A 14,743-nucleotide genomic window follows, 5' to 3' on the forward strand; every position below is an offset into this window, starting at 1 on the left:
AACTATGTTACAAATTGAAATTGACGGTAAACAGGTTTCGGTAGAGCAGGGTGCGACTGTAATGGAAGCAGCGCATAAGCTCGGCACATATATTCCGCATTTCTGCTACCATAAAAAACTGTCCATTGCGGCCAACTGCCGTATGTGTTTGGTAGAAGTGGAAAAGGCACCGAAGCCGTTACCTGCATGTGCCACGCCGGTTACAGACGGTATGGTTGTCCATACACATTCTGCAAAAGCCAAACAGGCCCAAGAAGGTGTAATGGAATTTTTATTGATCAACCACCCGTTGGATTGCCCGATTTGCGACCAAGGTGGTGAGTGTCAATTGCAAGACTTGGCGGTCGGTTACGGTAAATCTTCCAGTCGCTATCAAGAAGAAAAACGCTCTGTAGTCGGTAAAGACATGGGTCCGTTGGTTTCGGCTGAAGAAATGAGCCGCTGTATCCACTGTACCCGTTGCGTACGCTTTACCGAAGAAATTGCCGGCTTGCAGGAAATCGCTATGGCAAACCGTGGCGAATTCTCCGAAATCATGCCGTTTATCGGTAAGGCGGTAGAAACCGAATTATCGGGTAACGTGATTGATTTATGTCCGGTAGGCGCATTAACCAGCAAGCCTTTCCGCTACGATGCCCGTTCTTGGGAATTGAGCCGCCGTAAAACCATTTCTGCACATGATGCTTTGGGCAGCAATTTGATCGTACAAACCAAAGACCATACTGTGCGTCGTGTATTGCCGTTGGAAAACGAAGCCATCAATGAGTGCTGGATTTCCGACCGTGACCGTTTTGCATATGAAGGTTTGTATGAAGGCCGTCTGAAAAATCCTAAGATTAAGCACGATGGCAAATGGCATGATGTCGATTGGCAAACAGCTCTAGAATATGTTCGCAAGACTTTGGACTGCATCGCCAAAGAAGACGGAAAAGACCAAATCGGCATTTGGGCTAATCCGATGAATACCGTTGAAGAGTTATATTTGACTAAAAAATTGGCTCAAGGCTTAGGTATCAAGCATGTTGATACACGTTTGATGCAACAAGACGATCGTCTTTCAGACGGCCTAAAAGGTGCTCAATGGTTAGGTCAAAGCATTGAAGAGCTGGGTGCTTGTGAAGCGGTTTTGGTTGTTGGTGCCAATTTACGTAAAGAACAACCTCTGTTGACCGCCCGTCTGCGTCGTGCGGCAAAAGGAGGTATGGCTTTAGGTATTATTGCCAGCAGTAAAGAAGAGCTGCATATGCCTTTGCTGTCACAACAAACAGTTCATCCCAATAGTTGGGCTGTCCGTTTAAATGAAATGGTTAATGAACAAGCAGACGAAAACAGTATTGCAGGCCGTCTGAAAAATGCAGAGAAGTCAGCCATTGTTTTGGGTGCGGAAGTTCAAAACCATCCAGAATACGCTGCTATTTACGCAGCTGCACAGGCTTTGGCGGACTCAACGGGAGCTGTGTTGGGTATATTGCCACAGGCTGCGAATAGTGTAGGTGCTTCAGTGTTGAAATTAAATATAGGCAATACTGTTCGTGAAATGGTTGAGCAGCCTAAAAAAGCAGTTTTACTGTTAAATGTAGAGCCTGAAATTGATGTGGCTGAAGGCGGTAAAGCAGTTGCTGCTTTGAAGCAAGCTCAAACGGTTATGGCGTTTACGCCTTATACCAGCGATACCTTGTTGGAAGTGTGTGATTTGCTGTTGCCAATTGCCCCGTTTACGGAAACTTCAGGCAGTTTTATCAACATGGAAGGCCGTTTGCAGTCATTCCACGGTGTAGTAAAAGGCTTGGCAGATTCGCGCCCGCTATGGAAAGTATTGCGTGTTTTGGGCAATGTGTTTGATTTGAACGGTTTTGAGTATGAAACCAGCGAGCAAGTGTTGAAAGAGGCTGTGAACCGAGACACGCTGGCGCCTGAATTGAATAACCGTGCCAGTTGGAGTGGTTCTGTTGTTCAGACGGCTTCAGAGTTAGTACGTGTAGGTGGTGTCGGTATCTATCACACTGATGCAATCGTACGCCGTTCTGCTCCGTTACAAGCAACCAGCCATGCTGCTGTACCTGTGGCGCGTGTCAATCCGTCTACTTTGGCATCATTGGGCTTGCAGTCCGGTGAAGCTGCCGTAGCAATGCAGAGCGGTACTCAAGTAAGTGTGAATGTAGAAGCAGATGTCAATTTGCCGGAAAACGTGGTGTATCTACCGCTGCATACTGAAAATGCCGCTTTAGGTGCGTTGATGAACACTATTAAATTGGCGAGAGGTTAATCATGCAAGAATGGTTCCAAGCCTTGTTGGGCGCTGAAATCGGATTGGTTGTATCGGTTTTGGTCAAAATCGTGATTATCTTGATCCCGCTGATTTTAACGGTAGCTTATTTAACGTATTTTGAACGTAAAGTCATCGGCTATATGCAATTGCGCGTAGGCCCGAATGTAACCGGTCCTTTTGGTTTGATTCAGCCGTTTGCCGACGTATTTAAATTATTGTTTAAAGAAGTTACCCGTCCGAGCGCTTCGAATAAGGCATTGTTCTATATCGGTCCGATGTTGTCGTTGGCGCCTGCATTTGCGGCATGGGCGGTGATTCCTTTCAGTGAAGATTGGTTGCTGACCAATGTTAATGCAGCCCTGTTGTATATTTTGTTGATTACTTCTCTGTCTGTTTATGGCGTAATCATTGCAGGTTGGGCATCTAACTCTAAGTATTCGTTTTTAGGTGCTATGCGTTCTTCTGCACAAACCATTTCTTATGAAATTGCTATGAGTGCCGCTTTAGTATGCGTGGTAATGGTGTCCGGAAGTTTGAATTTCGGTGACATCGTGGCGTCGCAAAGTAAAGGTATTGCAGGAGGATCGATTTTCTCATGGAACTGGTTTGCATTATTCCCGGTGTTCATTGTTTATTTGATTTCTGCAGTAGCGGAAACGAACCGTGCGCCGTTTGACGTGGCTGAAGGTGAATCCGAGATTGTTGCAGGTTTCCATGTGGAATATTCGGGCTTTGCTTTTGCCTTGTTCTTCTTGGCCGAATACATTTTCATGATCTTAATTGCTGCATTGACATCATTAATGTTCTTGGGTGGTTGGTTATCTCCTTTCCCTCAAAGTTGGGGGTTAGTTGGTACGCCAAGTGCTGTTTGGATGTTTATTAAGATGGCGATGGTTTTATATGGTTACTTATGGATTCGAGCTACTTTCCCGCGTTATCGTTATGACCAGATTATGCGCTTAGGTTGGAAAGTGTTGATTCCTATTGGCTTTATTGCCATCGTTGTAGTCGGATTGTGGATGATTTCGCCCTTATCGTTGTGGAAATAAGGGAGGAGAGTTGAATTATGGCTAATTTTGTAAAAATCTTTTTGTTGGGCGAACTGGTAAAAGGTATGGGGCTGACCCTGAAAAACTTCTTCGCCCGCAAAGAAACCATTTATTTCCCTGAAGAAAAAACGCCGCAGTCCGTACGTTTTCGTGGCTTACATGCCCAACGTCGTTATCCGAACGGTGAAGAGCGCTGCATCGCGTGTAAATTGTGCGAAGCAGTTTGTCCTGCAATGGCGATTAATATTGAGTCTGAAGAGCGGGAAGACGGCACTCGCCGAACTACCCGTTATGATATTGACTTAACTAAGTGTATTTTCTGCGGGTTCTGTGAGGAGGCTTGTCCGGTAGATGCGATTGTGGAAACCCACATCTTTGAATACCACGGAGAGAAACGTGGGGATTTACACTATACCAAGCCGATGTTGCTGGCTATTGGCGATCGTTACGAAGACGAAATTGCCAAACGCAAAGCAGCCGACGCACCTTATCGTTAAAGGAGCAGGATCATGACATTTTCTGTAATTCTGTTCTATATCTTGGCTGCGATCGTTTTGTATGGTGCATTGAGAACCGTAACAGCTAAAAATCCTGTTCATGCCGCGTTGCATCTGGTATTGACGTTTTCTATGAGCGCAATGATTTGGATGCTGATGCAGGCCGAATTCTTGGGCCTGACTTTGGTAATCGTGTATGTCGGTGCTGTGATGGTGCTGTTCTTGTTTGTCGTAATGATGTTGAATATTGACATTGAAGAAATGCGTGCCGGTTTTTGGCGTCATGCGCCAGTTGCAGGAGTTGTTGGTATTTTGATGGCTGTAGCCTTAATACTGATTTTGATTAATCCTCAAACAAATTTGGCTGCCTTTGGCGAAATGCAAACTGTTCCTGCAGATTATGACAATGTGCGTGATCTGGGGCGCCAAATTTATACTACTTATCTGTTACCGTTTGAATTGGCTGCTGTTTTGTTGGTATTGGGTATGGTTGCCGCCATTGCTTTGGTGCATCGAAAAACCAATAATCCGAAATACATTAATCCTGCAGACCAAGTTAAAGTTAACGCTAACGAAGGCCGTATCCGTATGGTGAAAATGGAAGCAGTAAGGCCGTCTGAAAATACAGATGAGGAAAGCAGTCAAGAAGAGGAGGGTAAAGCATGATTACCTTGACGCATTATTTGGTATTGGCTGCTCTTTTATTCGGCATTAGTGCAATGGGCATTTTTATGAACCGTAAAAATGTGTTGGTTCTGTTGATGTCTATCGAATTGATGTTGCTGGCAGTCAATTTCAATTTCATTGCTTTTTCGCAATATTTGGGTGATACCGCCGGTCAGATTTTCGTTTTCTTTGTTTTGACTGTAGCTGCGGCTGAATCTGCTATCGGCTTGGCTATTATGGTATTGGTGTTCCGCAACCGTAATACGATTAACGTTGCTGACTTGAACAAACTGAAAGGTTAATCGGAGAAATCATGAGTGATATGACTTTATATCTGGCGATTGCCTTGGTTCCCTTGTTGGGTTCGGTATTAGCCGGTTTGTTTGGCAATAAAATCGGTCGTGCCGGTGCGCACACGGTAACGATTTTAGGCGTTGCTGTTTCTGCAGTGCTGTCTGCTTATGTTCTGTATGGCTTTATTAATGGAACACGCACTAAATTTGACGAAAATGTATACACATGGTTAACCATGGGTGGTTTGGAGTTTTCTGTAGGATTTTTAGTAGATACCCTGACCGCTATGATGATGGTTGTTGTAACCAGCGTATCTTTGATGGTGCATATTTATACTATTGGCTATATGCATGATGAGAAGGTTGGTTACCAACGTTTCTTTAGCTACATCTCATTGTTTACCTTCTCTATGTTGATGCTGGTAATGAGTAATAACTTTGTCCAACTGTTTTTCGGCTGGGAAGCAGTAGGTTTAGTTTCATACTTATTGATCGGTTTCTACTTTAAGCGTGAAAGTGCTATTTTTGCTAACTTGAAAGCATTTTTAGTTAACCGCGTTGGTGACTTCGGATTCTTATTGGGCATTGGTTTGGTGCTGGCATACTTCGGTGGCAGCTTGCGCTATGCAGATGTATTCGCTTATTTACCGAATGTGCAAAATGCAACTATCCAATTATTTCCAGGTGTTGAATGGTCTTTGATGACGGTAACATGTTTGTTATTGTTTGTCGGCGCAATGGGTAAGTCTGCTCAATTCCCCTTGCATGTTTGGCTGCCGGATTCTATGGAGGGTCCGACTCCAATTTCAGCATTGATTCATGCTGCAACCATGGTGACTGCCGGTCTGTTTATGGTTTCACGTATGTCGCCGATGTATGAGCTTTCTACGACTGCGCTGAGTGTGATTATGGTCATTGGTGCCATTACAGCCTTGTTTATGGGTTTCTTAGGTACCATTCAAAATGATATTAAGCGTGTGGTTGCTTACTCTACCTTATCTCAATTGGGCTATATGACCGTTGCTTTGGGTGTTTCTGCTTACTCTATCGCAATGTTCCATGTGATGACCCATGCTTTCTTCAAAGCATTGTTGTTCTTGGCGGCAGGTAGTGCAATTATCGGTATGCATCATGATCAAGATATGCGTCATATGGGTAATCTGAAAAAATATATGCCCATTACTTGGATCACGATGTTGATTGGTAACTTGTCATTGATTGGCACGCCTTTCTTTGCTGGTTTCTATTCAAAAGACTCCATCATTGAAGCAGCTCATGCCAGCACTTTACCGGGTAGCGGTTTTGCCTACTTTGCTGTATTGGCCAGTGTGTTTGTGACTGCTTTCTACGCTTTCCGTCAATACTTTATGGTATTCCACGGTAAAGAAAAATGGCGTGACCTACCTGAACATCATGATGATCATCATGGTGACGAACATCATCATGGTTTAGGTAAAAATGACAATCCTCACGAAAGCCCATGGGTTGTGACTTTACCTTTGATTTTGTTGGCGATTCCGTCGGTAATTATCGGTTATATTGCTATTGAACCGATGTTGTATGGCGACTTCTTTAAAGATGTGATTTACGTCGATCATGAAGCACATCCGACTATGGCCATTTTGAAAGAAGCATTCCATGGTCCATTGGCAATGGTGTCGCATAGCTTGCATACACCGGTATTGTATTTGGCTATTGCTGGCGTGGTTGCTGCCTGGTTCCTATATGTGAAAGCCCCTCATTTGCCTGCTAAGATTGCAGCTGCGTTCAGCCCGATTTATAAACTGTTGGATAACAAATACTTCTTGGATGTGATTTATTTCAATGTATTTGCCAAAGGTAGCCGTGCATTGGGTACTTTCTTCTGGAAAGTTGGCGATACAGCGATTATTGATAATGGTATTGTTAACGGTTCTGCGAAATTAGTAGGAGCAATTGCTGCACAAGTCCGCAAAATGCAGACCGGCTTTATCTATACTTATGCGGCCGCAATGGTATTCGGCGTATTGGTATTAGTCGGAATGACGTTCTGGCGCTTGTTTGCCGGTTAATGTGGGAATTCAATCTTAAGAATGTCAGGTTATGAATATGTTAGATAACTTACTGAGTTTGGCTATTTGGGTGCCGATAGTAGCAGGTGTGCTGGTGTTGGCAACAGGTTCGGATAACCGTGCCGGACTTGCCCGAGTATTGGCCTTTATTGGTGCACTGGCCGGTTTTTTGGTAACGTTGCCATTATTTGCGCAATTTGACCGTTTGAACGGCGGTTACCAATTTACCGAGTTCCATAGTTGGATTCCTGCGCTGAATATTAATTATGCTTTAGGTGTGGACGGTATTTCCGTATTATTCGTCATCCTTAATGCTTTTATTACCTTGATGGTGGTGTTAGCAGGTTGGGAAGTCATCCAAAAGCGTCCGGCACAATATATGGCATCATTTTTGATGATGTCCGGTTTAATCAATGGTGCGTTTGCTGCTCAAGATGCCATCTTGTTTTATGTGTTTTTTGAGGGCATGTTGATTCCGCTGTATTTGATTATCGGTATGTGGGGCGGACCGCGTCGCGTCTATGCCTCTGTGAAGCTGTTTCTGTATACCTTGTTGGGCTCCCTATTGATGTTGGTTGCCATGGTATATCTGTCTTATCAGGCGGGCGGCAGTTTCTCGATTGTTGATTTCCAAAATCTGAAACAGATTCCGATGGGTATCCAGCAATTGCTTTTTATTGCATTCTTCTTATCGTTTGCCGTAAAAGTACCGATGTTCCCCGTGCATACGTGGTTGCCTGATGCGCACGTTGAGGCTCCGACAGGCGGTTCTATGGTATTGGCTGCCATTACCCTGAAGATTGGTGCGTATGGTTTCTTGCGTTTCATTTTGCCGATTTTGCCCGATGCGTCGCGTTATTTTGCGCCCGTCATTATTGTGTTGTCGCTGATTGCAGTTATTTACATCGGCATGGTGGCTTTGGTTCAAACCGATATGAAAAAACTGGTTGCTTATTCTTCAATCAGCCATATGGGTTTTGTCACTTTGGGTATGTTCCTGTTTGCAGGTAATTATCTGAATGATTGGGCTTTGAAAGGTGCGATTGTTCAAATGATTTCGCACGGTTTTGTGTCTGCTGCCATGTTTATGTGTATCGGTGTGATGTATGACCGTTTGCACAGCCGCAATATTGCTGATTATGGCGGTGTAGTAAATGTTATGCCGAAGTTTGCAGCATTTATGATGCTTTTCGGTATGGCTAATGCCGGTCTGCCGGCCACCTCCGGTTTCGTGGGTGAGTTTATGGTGATCATGGGCGCAGTAGAAGTGAATTTCTGGGTAGGTGCTTTAGCTGCGTTAACGTTGATTTATGGTGCTTCATATACTTTGTGGATGTATAAACGCGTTATTTTTGGCGACATTACCAATCCTGAAGTGAAAGAAATGAAAGACATCAATTGTCGTGAATTTGCTATCTTGGCTATCTTGGCTGTTGCGGTGTTGGGTATGGGTTTATATCCGCAGGCCTTTATTGAAGTTGTGCACCAAGCTGCCAATGATCTGATTGCCCAAGTTGCACAAAGCAAGATTTGAGGTGTGTGAATGAACTGGACTGATTTGAATTTAATCCCTGCCATGCCTGAAATCGTTTTGCTTTCGGCATTGTGTATCGTATTGTTGGTTGATTTGTGGTTAAGTGATGAAAACCGTTACATTACCCACTTTTTGAGTTTGCTTTCTTTAGCTGCGGTAGCGGTAACTCAGTGGGCAGTTTGGTCGCCTAATAGCGTTACTGCGTTTAACGGTATGTATATTGCAGACGGCATGTCTCAATTGGCCAAAATGGTCATGTATGTCTCCATGTTTGCAATGTTTGTGTACAGTAAACCTTACAATCAGGCTCGGAACATATTTAAAGGCGAGTTTTACACTTTATCCTTGTTTGCTTTAATCGGTATGAGTGTGATGGTAAGTGCCGGTCATTTCCTGACGGCTTATATCGGTTTGGAGCTGCTGTCTTTGTCTCTGTATGCCATGATTGCGCTGCGTCGTGATTCGGCAGAGGCTGCAGAAGCGGCATTGAAGTATTTCGTGTTGGGCGCATTGGCATCGGGTTTGCTGTTGTACGGTATCTCTATGGTTTATGGCGCTACCGGTTCGTTGGAGTTTGCCCAGGTATTGGCTTACGCTTTTGATGGACAGGCCAACAGCTGGTTGTTGAAACTGGGCTTGGTATTCATTGTGGTTGCTGTGGCCTTTAAATTGGGTGCTGTTCCTTTCCATATGTGGGTGCCTGACGTATACCAAGGTGCACCGACTTCGGTTGCTGCATTTGTGGGTAGTGCGCCGAAGATTGCAGCCGTTGTATTTACTTTCCGCATTTTGGTAACCGGTTTGGGTACTACTATGACCGATTGGAGTCAAATGCTGGCTATTTTGGCGGTGGTATCTCTGATTGTCGGTAACTTGGCTGCCATTATGCAGACCAACATCAAACGTATGTTGGCTTATTCGACTGTATCGCATATGGGCTTTATCCTGTTGGCGTTTATGGCCGGTGCCATCGGTTTCAGTGCAGGTCTGTATTATGCTATTGCCTATGTGGTTATGAGCATGGTGGGCTTCGGTGTATTGATGTTGTTGTCGGATGAAAATTCCGAATGTGAAGACATCAAAGATTTAGCAGGCTTGAACCAACGTAATGCCTGGTATGCGTTCCTGATGCTGTTGGCTATGTTCTCTATGGCCGGTATTCCGCCGTTGATGGGCTTCTATGCGAAGTTTGTTGTGATCAAAGCACTGTTGTCTCAAGGCTATATTTGGTTGTCGGTATTTGCCGTTGTGATGTCGTTAATCGGTGCTTTCTACTACCTGCGTGTTGTGAAAGTGATGTATTTCGATACGGCGGAACAAGAGCGCGCTATCGGCAGCAATGTTGGGGTCAAGGTATTTTTGTCTGTGAATGCCGCGCTGTTGCTGATTTGGGGTGTATTACCTCAAAGCGTGATGGACTGGTGTTTGAAAGCTTTGGAAAACACATTGTAAGTTTGGTGTAAGATGAAACGGCAGCCCACAAGGGTTGCCGTTTTTGTTAATATATCGCGGATAAATTTGATTGTTTTGTGCATATTGTTTTGAAGCGGCTGCTTGATTTATTTTCAGACGGCCTGATTCCGCTAGGCTTTACTTTGTATTTAGTTTTGGCCTTGTTCGGTAAACAAACAGTATGTTTAACCGTAACGGAAAGTGTGGGTATGACCGGGTCTATGTACAGTTTGCTGGTGTTGGCGTTGATTTTTGCCAATGCTCCATTTTTAACCCAGCGTTTGTTTGGCGTGGCCAAGTTGGCAAATAAGCATTTCGGGCATCATTTGCTGGAGTTGTTTGCAGGCTTCGGCATAATGGCATTGCTGGCTTATCTGCTTGAGTCTCGAGCAGGGGCGGTTCACAGCCAGGATTGGGAATTTTATGTAACCGTTGCTTGTCTGTATCTGATTTTTGCGTTTCCCGCTTTTGTTTGGCGGTACTTTTGGCATAGTAAGCATCAGCAGTGAGGCCGTCTGAACGGAATAAGTTATGCATATTGAAAATCTCTCGCAAGCGGATTTATTGGTGGTCAAAGTCGGTTCCAGTTTGGTGACAGCCGAAGGCAAAGGCATTGATCAGGCAGCGTTGAATAATTGGGCGGGACAGATTGCCCGTTTGAAGGCTGCCGGAACGCAGATTATCTTTGTTTCCAGCGGAGCGATTGCCGAAGGCATCAAGCGCTTGGGTTGGCCGAAACGGCCGACGGCTTTGAACGAGTTGCAGGCAGCGGCAGCGGTGGGGCAAATGGGTATTGCCCAGGCTTATGAAGCAGCATTCAGGCCACACAATATTCATACGGCGCAGATTTTGCTTACCCATGAAGATTTGAGCAACCGTACCCGGTATCTGAATGCGCGCAGTACGTTGCGCACCTTGCTGGATAAAGGCATTGTGCCGATTATCAATGAAAACGACACGGTAACCACCGATGAAATCAAGTTGGGTGACAATGATACTTTAGGTGCGTTGGTTACCAATTTGGTTGAGGCAGATGCGTTGGTTATCTTAACCGATCAAAAAGGACTGTATGATAGCGATCCGCGTAAAAATCCGCAGGCGCAGCTGATTTCCACTATTGCCGCCGAACATCCCGAGCTGGAAAAAATGGCGGGCGGAGCCGGCAGCAGTGTCGGGACGGGCGGTATGTATACCAAAGTATTGGCAGCCAAGCGGGCGGCGTTAAGCGGCGCGGCAACGGTGGTGGCCAGCGGTAGGGAGCCGGATGTTTTGGTGCGCTTGAAGCAGGGAGAGAGCATCGGTACGCTGTTTACCAGTGAGCACAGCCGTATCAATGCACGCAAACAGTGGCTGCTCGGTCATGTTCAGTTATGCGGCAGCTTGGTGGTGGATCAGGGGGCGGAGCAGGCTTTATTGGCCGGAAAGGCGAGCTTGTTGCCGGTCGGCTGTGTGTGCGTAGACGGCTTTTTCCATCGTGGCGAATTGGTCGCGGTCGTGAACGGAGAAGGCAAAGAAATTGCACGCGGTTTAAGTAATTACAGCAGTGCCGAAACTGCGAAAATCCTCCAAACTCCGTCTGAGCGGATTGCTGAAAAACTCGGTTATATGAATGAAGACGAACTGATTCACCGTGATAACATGGCATTGCATTGGTAGTCGGCAGTATACGCAAAGGCCGTCTGAAAATTTCAGACGGCCTTTGCAATGAATTTGATATAAAGATATCGGATTGCCGTCGGAGCGGAATTGCGGTTTTTATTCCGCAGATAAGCATGAAAAATCCATTTCCACCGTTATATCGGCTATAATCTGTACGCATACAGGTAGAACAGACAGTCGCCGCGTATTGCGTAAGGCATACGGGGAGGAAAGTCCGGGCTCCGCAGAGCAGAATGCCGGCTAACGGCCGGGCGCAGTAATGCGACGGAAAGTGGAACAGAAAGCAATACCGCCGATGGCTGCTTTAGCAGCACAGGTAAGGGTGAAAAGGTGCGGTAAGAGCGCACCGTGCACTTGGTAACAAGGCGCAGCAGGCTAAACCCCATTCGGAGCAAGACCAAACAGAACGCATTGACGCTGCTCGCCGAGCGTTCGGGTAGGTTGCTGGAGCGTATCAGCAATGGTACGCCTAGAAGAATGACTGTCCGACGACAGAACCCGGCTTACCGTTTTGCCTGTATGCACCGAATAGCTGTAAAGGCCGTCTGAAAATTTCAGACGGCCTTTGTTTATGGTGTGATGATGGTAACACTGTTGCCATAGGTCATGGTTGGCAATGGAGAGCAATGATCGAAATTTCAGACGGCCTCATGGCGAAACAGTCGGGAAAACCGTTAATACAAACAGGATTCTGTAAATGGTATGGGGGCGACAACGAAATGTTCAGACGGCCCGGCATATGCTTCCGATAGGTTTTATTTAATGAAGAGCATGTATTTTGCCGCTCCCCCAGTTGGTTCGGAATTTGCTAAAATCAGGCATCTTTTTTGCAAAGCCGATTTATGCTGACCTACACGCCGCCTCATGCACGAAACCTTCCGAAAACCCACGAACATCCGTGGCTGTTGCTGCTGTTGGTGTTTGCTTGGCTGTGGCCGGGCGTGTTTTCGCACGATTTGTGGAATCCTTCCGAGCCGCTGGTGTTTACGGCGGTGTCTTCTTTTTCGGAAGGCGGCAGCGTATGGTTGCCGACGGCCTTGGGACAGCCGGTTTTTGATGTTTCGCCGGTGTATGTGGCGGCGGCTTCGCTGTTTCGGTTTTTATTATCGCCTTGGGCGGCGGACGTGTATTCGGCGACACGCTTTGCCAGCGTATTTTTTACCGTCATCGGGCTGACTTGCTGCGGTATGGCCGGTTACCGTTTTTTGGGCAGACACCAAGGCCGCAGCGTGGTATTGATTTTAATCGGTTGTGCCGGTTTGCTGACGATGTCGCATTTTTTGAGCGGTATGTCGGTGGTGTTTGCCGCTTTGTCGATGTGTCTGTACGGCTTTGCGCTGGTGCAGACGCGTGTGATTATGGCTTCGCTGCTGTTGGGCGGCGGTTGGGCTTTGTTGTCGGTATCGGCCGGATTTGCTTTGCCCTTGGGGCTGATGTTGATGTCGCTGGCATTGGTGTTGAACCGGCAATGGCGGTTTAAACGCTACTACATCACTTTAGTCGGCGCGTCGGCTTTCGGTTTGCCGCTGATGGCGGTGTATCCGTTTGCGTTATGGAAAACAGATGCAGGCACATTCGGATTGTGGCTGTCTCATCATGCGCTGGGGGTATTTGGCGGTGTGTCGGATTTTCAGACGGCCTTTTCGTTGCCTTATTATCTGAAAAATCTGCTGTGGTTTGCCTTCCCGGCCTGGCCGTTGGCGGTTTGGACGGCAAGCCGTATCAAATTGCAGCATGAGCGTTGGGGTGTGCTGGCTTTGTTTTGGTTGGCGGCGGTATTGCTGTTGACTGCGTTGCTGCCGGTTAATTATCAGGAGCATTTGATTTGGCTGTTGCCGCCGCTGGCTTTGCTCGGTGCGGCGCAGCTGGACGGCTTGCGGCGCGGTGCCGCGGCGTTTCTCAATTGGTTCGGGATTATGGCGTTCGGTCTGCTGGCGCTGTTTTTGTGGCTGGGCTTTTTTGCGATGAACTACGGTTGGCCCGCCAAGTTGGCGGAGCGTTCGCAGTATTTCAGTCCGTTCTACGAGCCGGATATCAATATTATGCCGATGTTGGTGGCGGTGCTGTTTACGCCGGTGTGGCTGTGGGCGATTACGCGCAAACACATCAAAGGGCGGCAGGCTGTAACCAATTGGGCGGCCGGGGTGACGCTGGTGTGGGCGTTGTTGATGACGCTGTTTCTGCCGTGGCTGGATGCGGCCAAAAGCCATGCGCCGGTGGTGAAACAAATGGAACAAACGATGCCGTCTGAAATCCGTGATGCGGTGTCTGCAGGTTCGGCGTGTATCAGCGTCGATAAAAATGCGGCGGTGGCGCGTATGGTTTGGGCGCAATACGGCAGTTTGGCCTTGAAGGTCGGCGACGACAGCTGTGCTTACCGTTTGGTTCAGCAGCCGAAATCCGCGCCGGCGCCGCAAGGTTGGGAAGCAGTTTGGCAGGGCGCGCGCCCGAGAAATAAAATCGAAGGCTTTGCTTTATTGAAGAGGCCGTCTGAAAAATGACAACAGATAGGTGTGAATGATGAGTGAACAGAATAATCTGTATAATGTCGACAGCAGTGAAATCGATAAATTCAGCCAACTGGCGCATAAATGGTGGGATGAAACCGGCGAATTTAAGCCTTTGCACGAAATCAACCCGTTGCGTTTGGGCTATATCGACCAATGGGGTAAGTTGGCCGGAAAACAGGTGCTGGATGTCGGCTGCGGCGGCGGTATTCTTTCCGAAAGTATGGCGAAACTGGGTGCGGAACAGGTAACCGGTATCGATATGGCGGAAAAATCGTTGAAGATCGCCAAGCTGCATGCTCTGGATCAAGGTGTGGAAAACATTGCCTACCGTTGCATACGTGTGGAAGATTTGGCTGCGGAGCAGCCGGGCAGCTTTGATGTGGTTACCTGCATGGAAATGATGGAGCATGTGCCTGACCCTGCCGCTATTGTGGCGGCGTGTGCGAAGCTGGTGAAGCCCGACGGTATGGTGTTTTTTTCAACTATCAACCGCAATCCCAAGTCTTACCTGCATGCGATTATCGGGGCGGAATATTTGTTGAAACTGGTTCCCGCCGGTACGCACGACTGGCAGAAGTTCATCACGCCCGCCGAGTTGGCGCGGATGTGCCGCCAAGCAGGTTTGGATATTGTCGATACCAAAGGTTTGGATTACAACGTGCTGACCAAAACCTACAAGCTCGGCAACAATGTTGATGTGAATTATATGGTGGCATGCAGGCCGTCTGCCGTGTAAACGGTTCGGCCTGATTTGATGTTTGAG

Annotated in this window: 12 protein-coding genes and 1 other RNA gene; all 13 read left to right on the top strand. The window is 47.0% G+C overall.

Translation table 11 applies throughout. The annotated features are described in order from the left end of the window. Window positions 1-4: 4 nt before the first annotated feature. Window positions 5-2,266 carry an NADH-quinone oxidoreductase subunit NuoG gene (nuoG, locus tag EL309_RS06220; protein ID WP_004285159.1) on the top strand — a complete coding sequence of 754 codons (2,262 nt, stop codon included), beginning with the start codon at window positions 5-7 and terminating at the stop codon, window positions 2,264-2,266. 2 nt (window positions 2,267-2,268) lie between these two features. Next, window positions 2,269-3,318 (top strand): NADH-quinone oxidoreductase subunit NuoH, encoded by a 1,050-nt coding sequence (nuoH, locus tag EL309_RS06225; protein WP_004285158.1) that lies wholly within the window; start codon window positions 2,269-2,271, stop codon window positions 3,316-3,318. Between the two features lie 17 nt (window positions 3,319-3,335). After that, on the top strand, window positions 3,336-3,815 hold the full coding sequence (nuoI, locus tag EL309_RS06230) for an NADH-quinone oxidoreductase subunit NuoI (RefSeq protein ID WP_004285157.1): 480 nt from the start codon (window positions 3,336-3,338) through the stop codon (window positions 3,813-3,815). Between the two features lie 12 nt (window positions 3,816-3,827). Then, window positions 3,828-4,481 (top strand): NADH-quinone oxidoreductase subunit J, encoded by a 654-nt coding sequence (locus tag EL309_RS06235; RefSeq protein WP_004285156.1) that lies wholly within the window; start codon window positions 3,828-3,830, stop codon window positions 4,479-4,481. After that, a complete protein-coding gene (gene nuoK, locus EL309_RS06240) occupies window positions 4,478-4,783 on the top strand; it encodes an NADH-quinone oxidoreductase subunit NuoK (RefSeq protein ID WP_004285155.1) in 306 nt (101 codons plus the stop codon). Before EL309_RS06235 ends, nuoK begins: the two co-directional genes overlap by 4 nt. A gap of 11 nt (window positions 4,784-4,794) precedes the next feature. Continuing rightward, window positions 4,795-6,825: an NADH-quinone oxidoreductase subunit L gene (gene nuoL, locus EL309_RS06245; protein WP_004285154.1), complete on the top strand. Its 2,031-nt coding sequence runs from the start codon at window positions 4,795-4,797 to the stop codon at window positions 6,823-6,825. Between the two features lie 37 nt (window positions 6,826-6,862). Then, window positions 6,863-8,359, top strand: coding sequence for an NADH-quinone oxidoreductase subunit M (locus EL309_RS06250; protein ID WP_036494580.1), 1,497 nt, complete (start codon window positions 6,863-6,865; stop codon window positions 8,357-8,359). A 9-nt stretch (window positions 8,360-8,368) separates the two neighbouring features. Beyond that, a complete protein-coding gene (gene nuoN / locus EL309_RS06255; RefSeq protein ID WP_004285152.1) occupies window positions 8,369-9,811 on the top strand; it encodes an NADH-quinone oxidoreductase subunit NuoN in 1,443 nt (480 codons plus the stop codon). A 209-nt stretch (window positions 9,812-10,020) separates the two neighbouring features. Next, window positions 10,021-10,320 (top strand): DUF2818 family protein, encoded by a 300-nt coding sequence (locus EL309_RS06260; protein WP_036494584.1) that lies wholly within the window; start codon window positions 10,021-10,023, stop codon window positions 10,318-10,320. A 22-nt stretch (window positions 10,321-10,342) separates the two neighbouring features. After that, window positions 10,343-11,467, top strand: coding sequence for a glutamate 5-kinase (gene proB / locus EL309_RS06265; RefSeq protein ID WP_004285150.1), 1,125 nt, complete (start codon window positions 10,343-10,345; stop codon window positions 11,465-11,467). A gap of 164 nt (window positions 11,468-11,631) precedes the next feature. Then, window positions 11,632-11,992: RNase P RNA component class A (gene rnpB, locus EL309_RS06270), an RNA gene on the top strand. A 320-nt stretch (window positions 11,993-12,312) separates the two neighbouring features. Next, on the top strand, window positions 12,313-13,971 hold the full coding sequence (locus tag EL309_RS06275) for an ArnT family glycosyltransferase (RefSeq protein ID WP_004285148.1): 1,659 nt from the start codon (window positions 12,313-12,315) through the stop codon (window positions 13,969-13,971). Between the two features lie 16 nt (window positions 13,972-13,987). Then, complete coding sequence (gene ubiG, locus EL309_RS06280) at window positions 13,988-14,716, top strand: bifunctional 2-polyprenyl-6-hydroxyphenol methylase/3-demethylubiquinol 3-O-methyltransferase UbiG (protein WP_004285147.1); 729 nt, start codon at window positions 13,988-13,990, stop codon at window positions 14,714-14,716. The last annotated feature ends 27 nt before the right edge of the window (window positions 14,717-14,743 follow it).

The organism is Neisseria weaveri, from assembly GCF_900638685.1.
GTDB classification, from domain to species: Bacteria; Pseudomonadota; Gammaproteobacteria; order Burkholderiales; family Neisseriaceae; genus Neisseria; species Neisseria weaveri.

Excerpts from the sequence above, each read along its gene's own strand:
- nuoG (WP_004285159.1), top strand. The coding sequence starts at position 5 with ATGTTACAAATTGAAATTGACGGTAAACAGGTTTCGGTAGAGCAGGGT.
- nuoH (WP_004285158.1), top strand. The coding sequence starts at position 2,269 with ATGCAAGAATGGTTCCAAGCCTTGTTGGGCGCTGAAATCGGATTGGTT.
- nuoI (WP_004285157.1), top strand. The coding sequence starts at position 3,336 with ATGGCTAATTTTGTAAAAATCTTTTTGTTGGGCGAACTGGTAAAAGGT.
- EL309_RS06235 (WP_004285156.1), top strand. The coding sequence starts at position 3,828 with ATGACATTTTCTGTAATTCTGTTCTATATCTTGGCTGCGATCGTTTTG.
- nuoK (WP_004285155.1), top strand. The coding sequence starts at position 4,478 with ATGATTACCTTGACGCATTATTTGGTATTGGCTGCTCTTTTATTCGGC.
- nuoL (WP_004285154.1), top strand. The coding sequence starts at position 4,795 with ATGAGTGATATGACTTTATATCTGGCGATTGCCTTGGTTCCCTTGTTG.
- EL309_RS06250 (WP_036494580.1), top strand. The coding sequence starts at position 6,863 with ATGTTAGATAACTTACTGAGTTTGGCTATTTGGGTGCCGATAGTAGCA.
- nuoN (WP_004285152.1), top strand. The coding sequence starts at position 8,369 with ATGAACTGGACTGATTTGAATTTAATCCCTGCCATGCCTGAAATCGTT.
- EL309_RS06260 (WP_036494584.1), top strand. The coding sequence starts at position 10,021 with ATGACCGGGTCTATGTACAGTTTGCTGGTGTTGGCGTTGATTTTTGCC.
- proB (WP_004285150.1), top strand. The coding sequence starts at position 10,343 with ATGCATATTGAAAATCTCTCGCAAGCGGATTTATTGGTGGTCAAAGTC.
- EL309_RS06275 (WP_004285148.1), top strand. The coding sequence starts at position 12,313 with ATGCTGACCTACACGCCGCCTCATGCACGAAACCTTCCGAAAACCCAC.
- ubiG (WP_004285147.1), top strand. The coding sequence starts at position 13,988 with ATGATGAGTGAACAGAATAATCTGTATAATGTCGACAGCAGTGAAATC.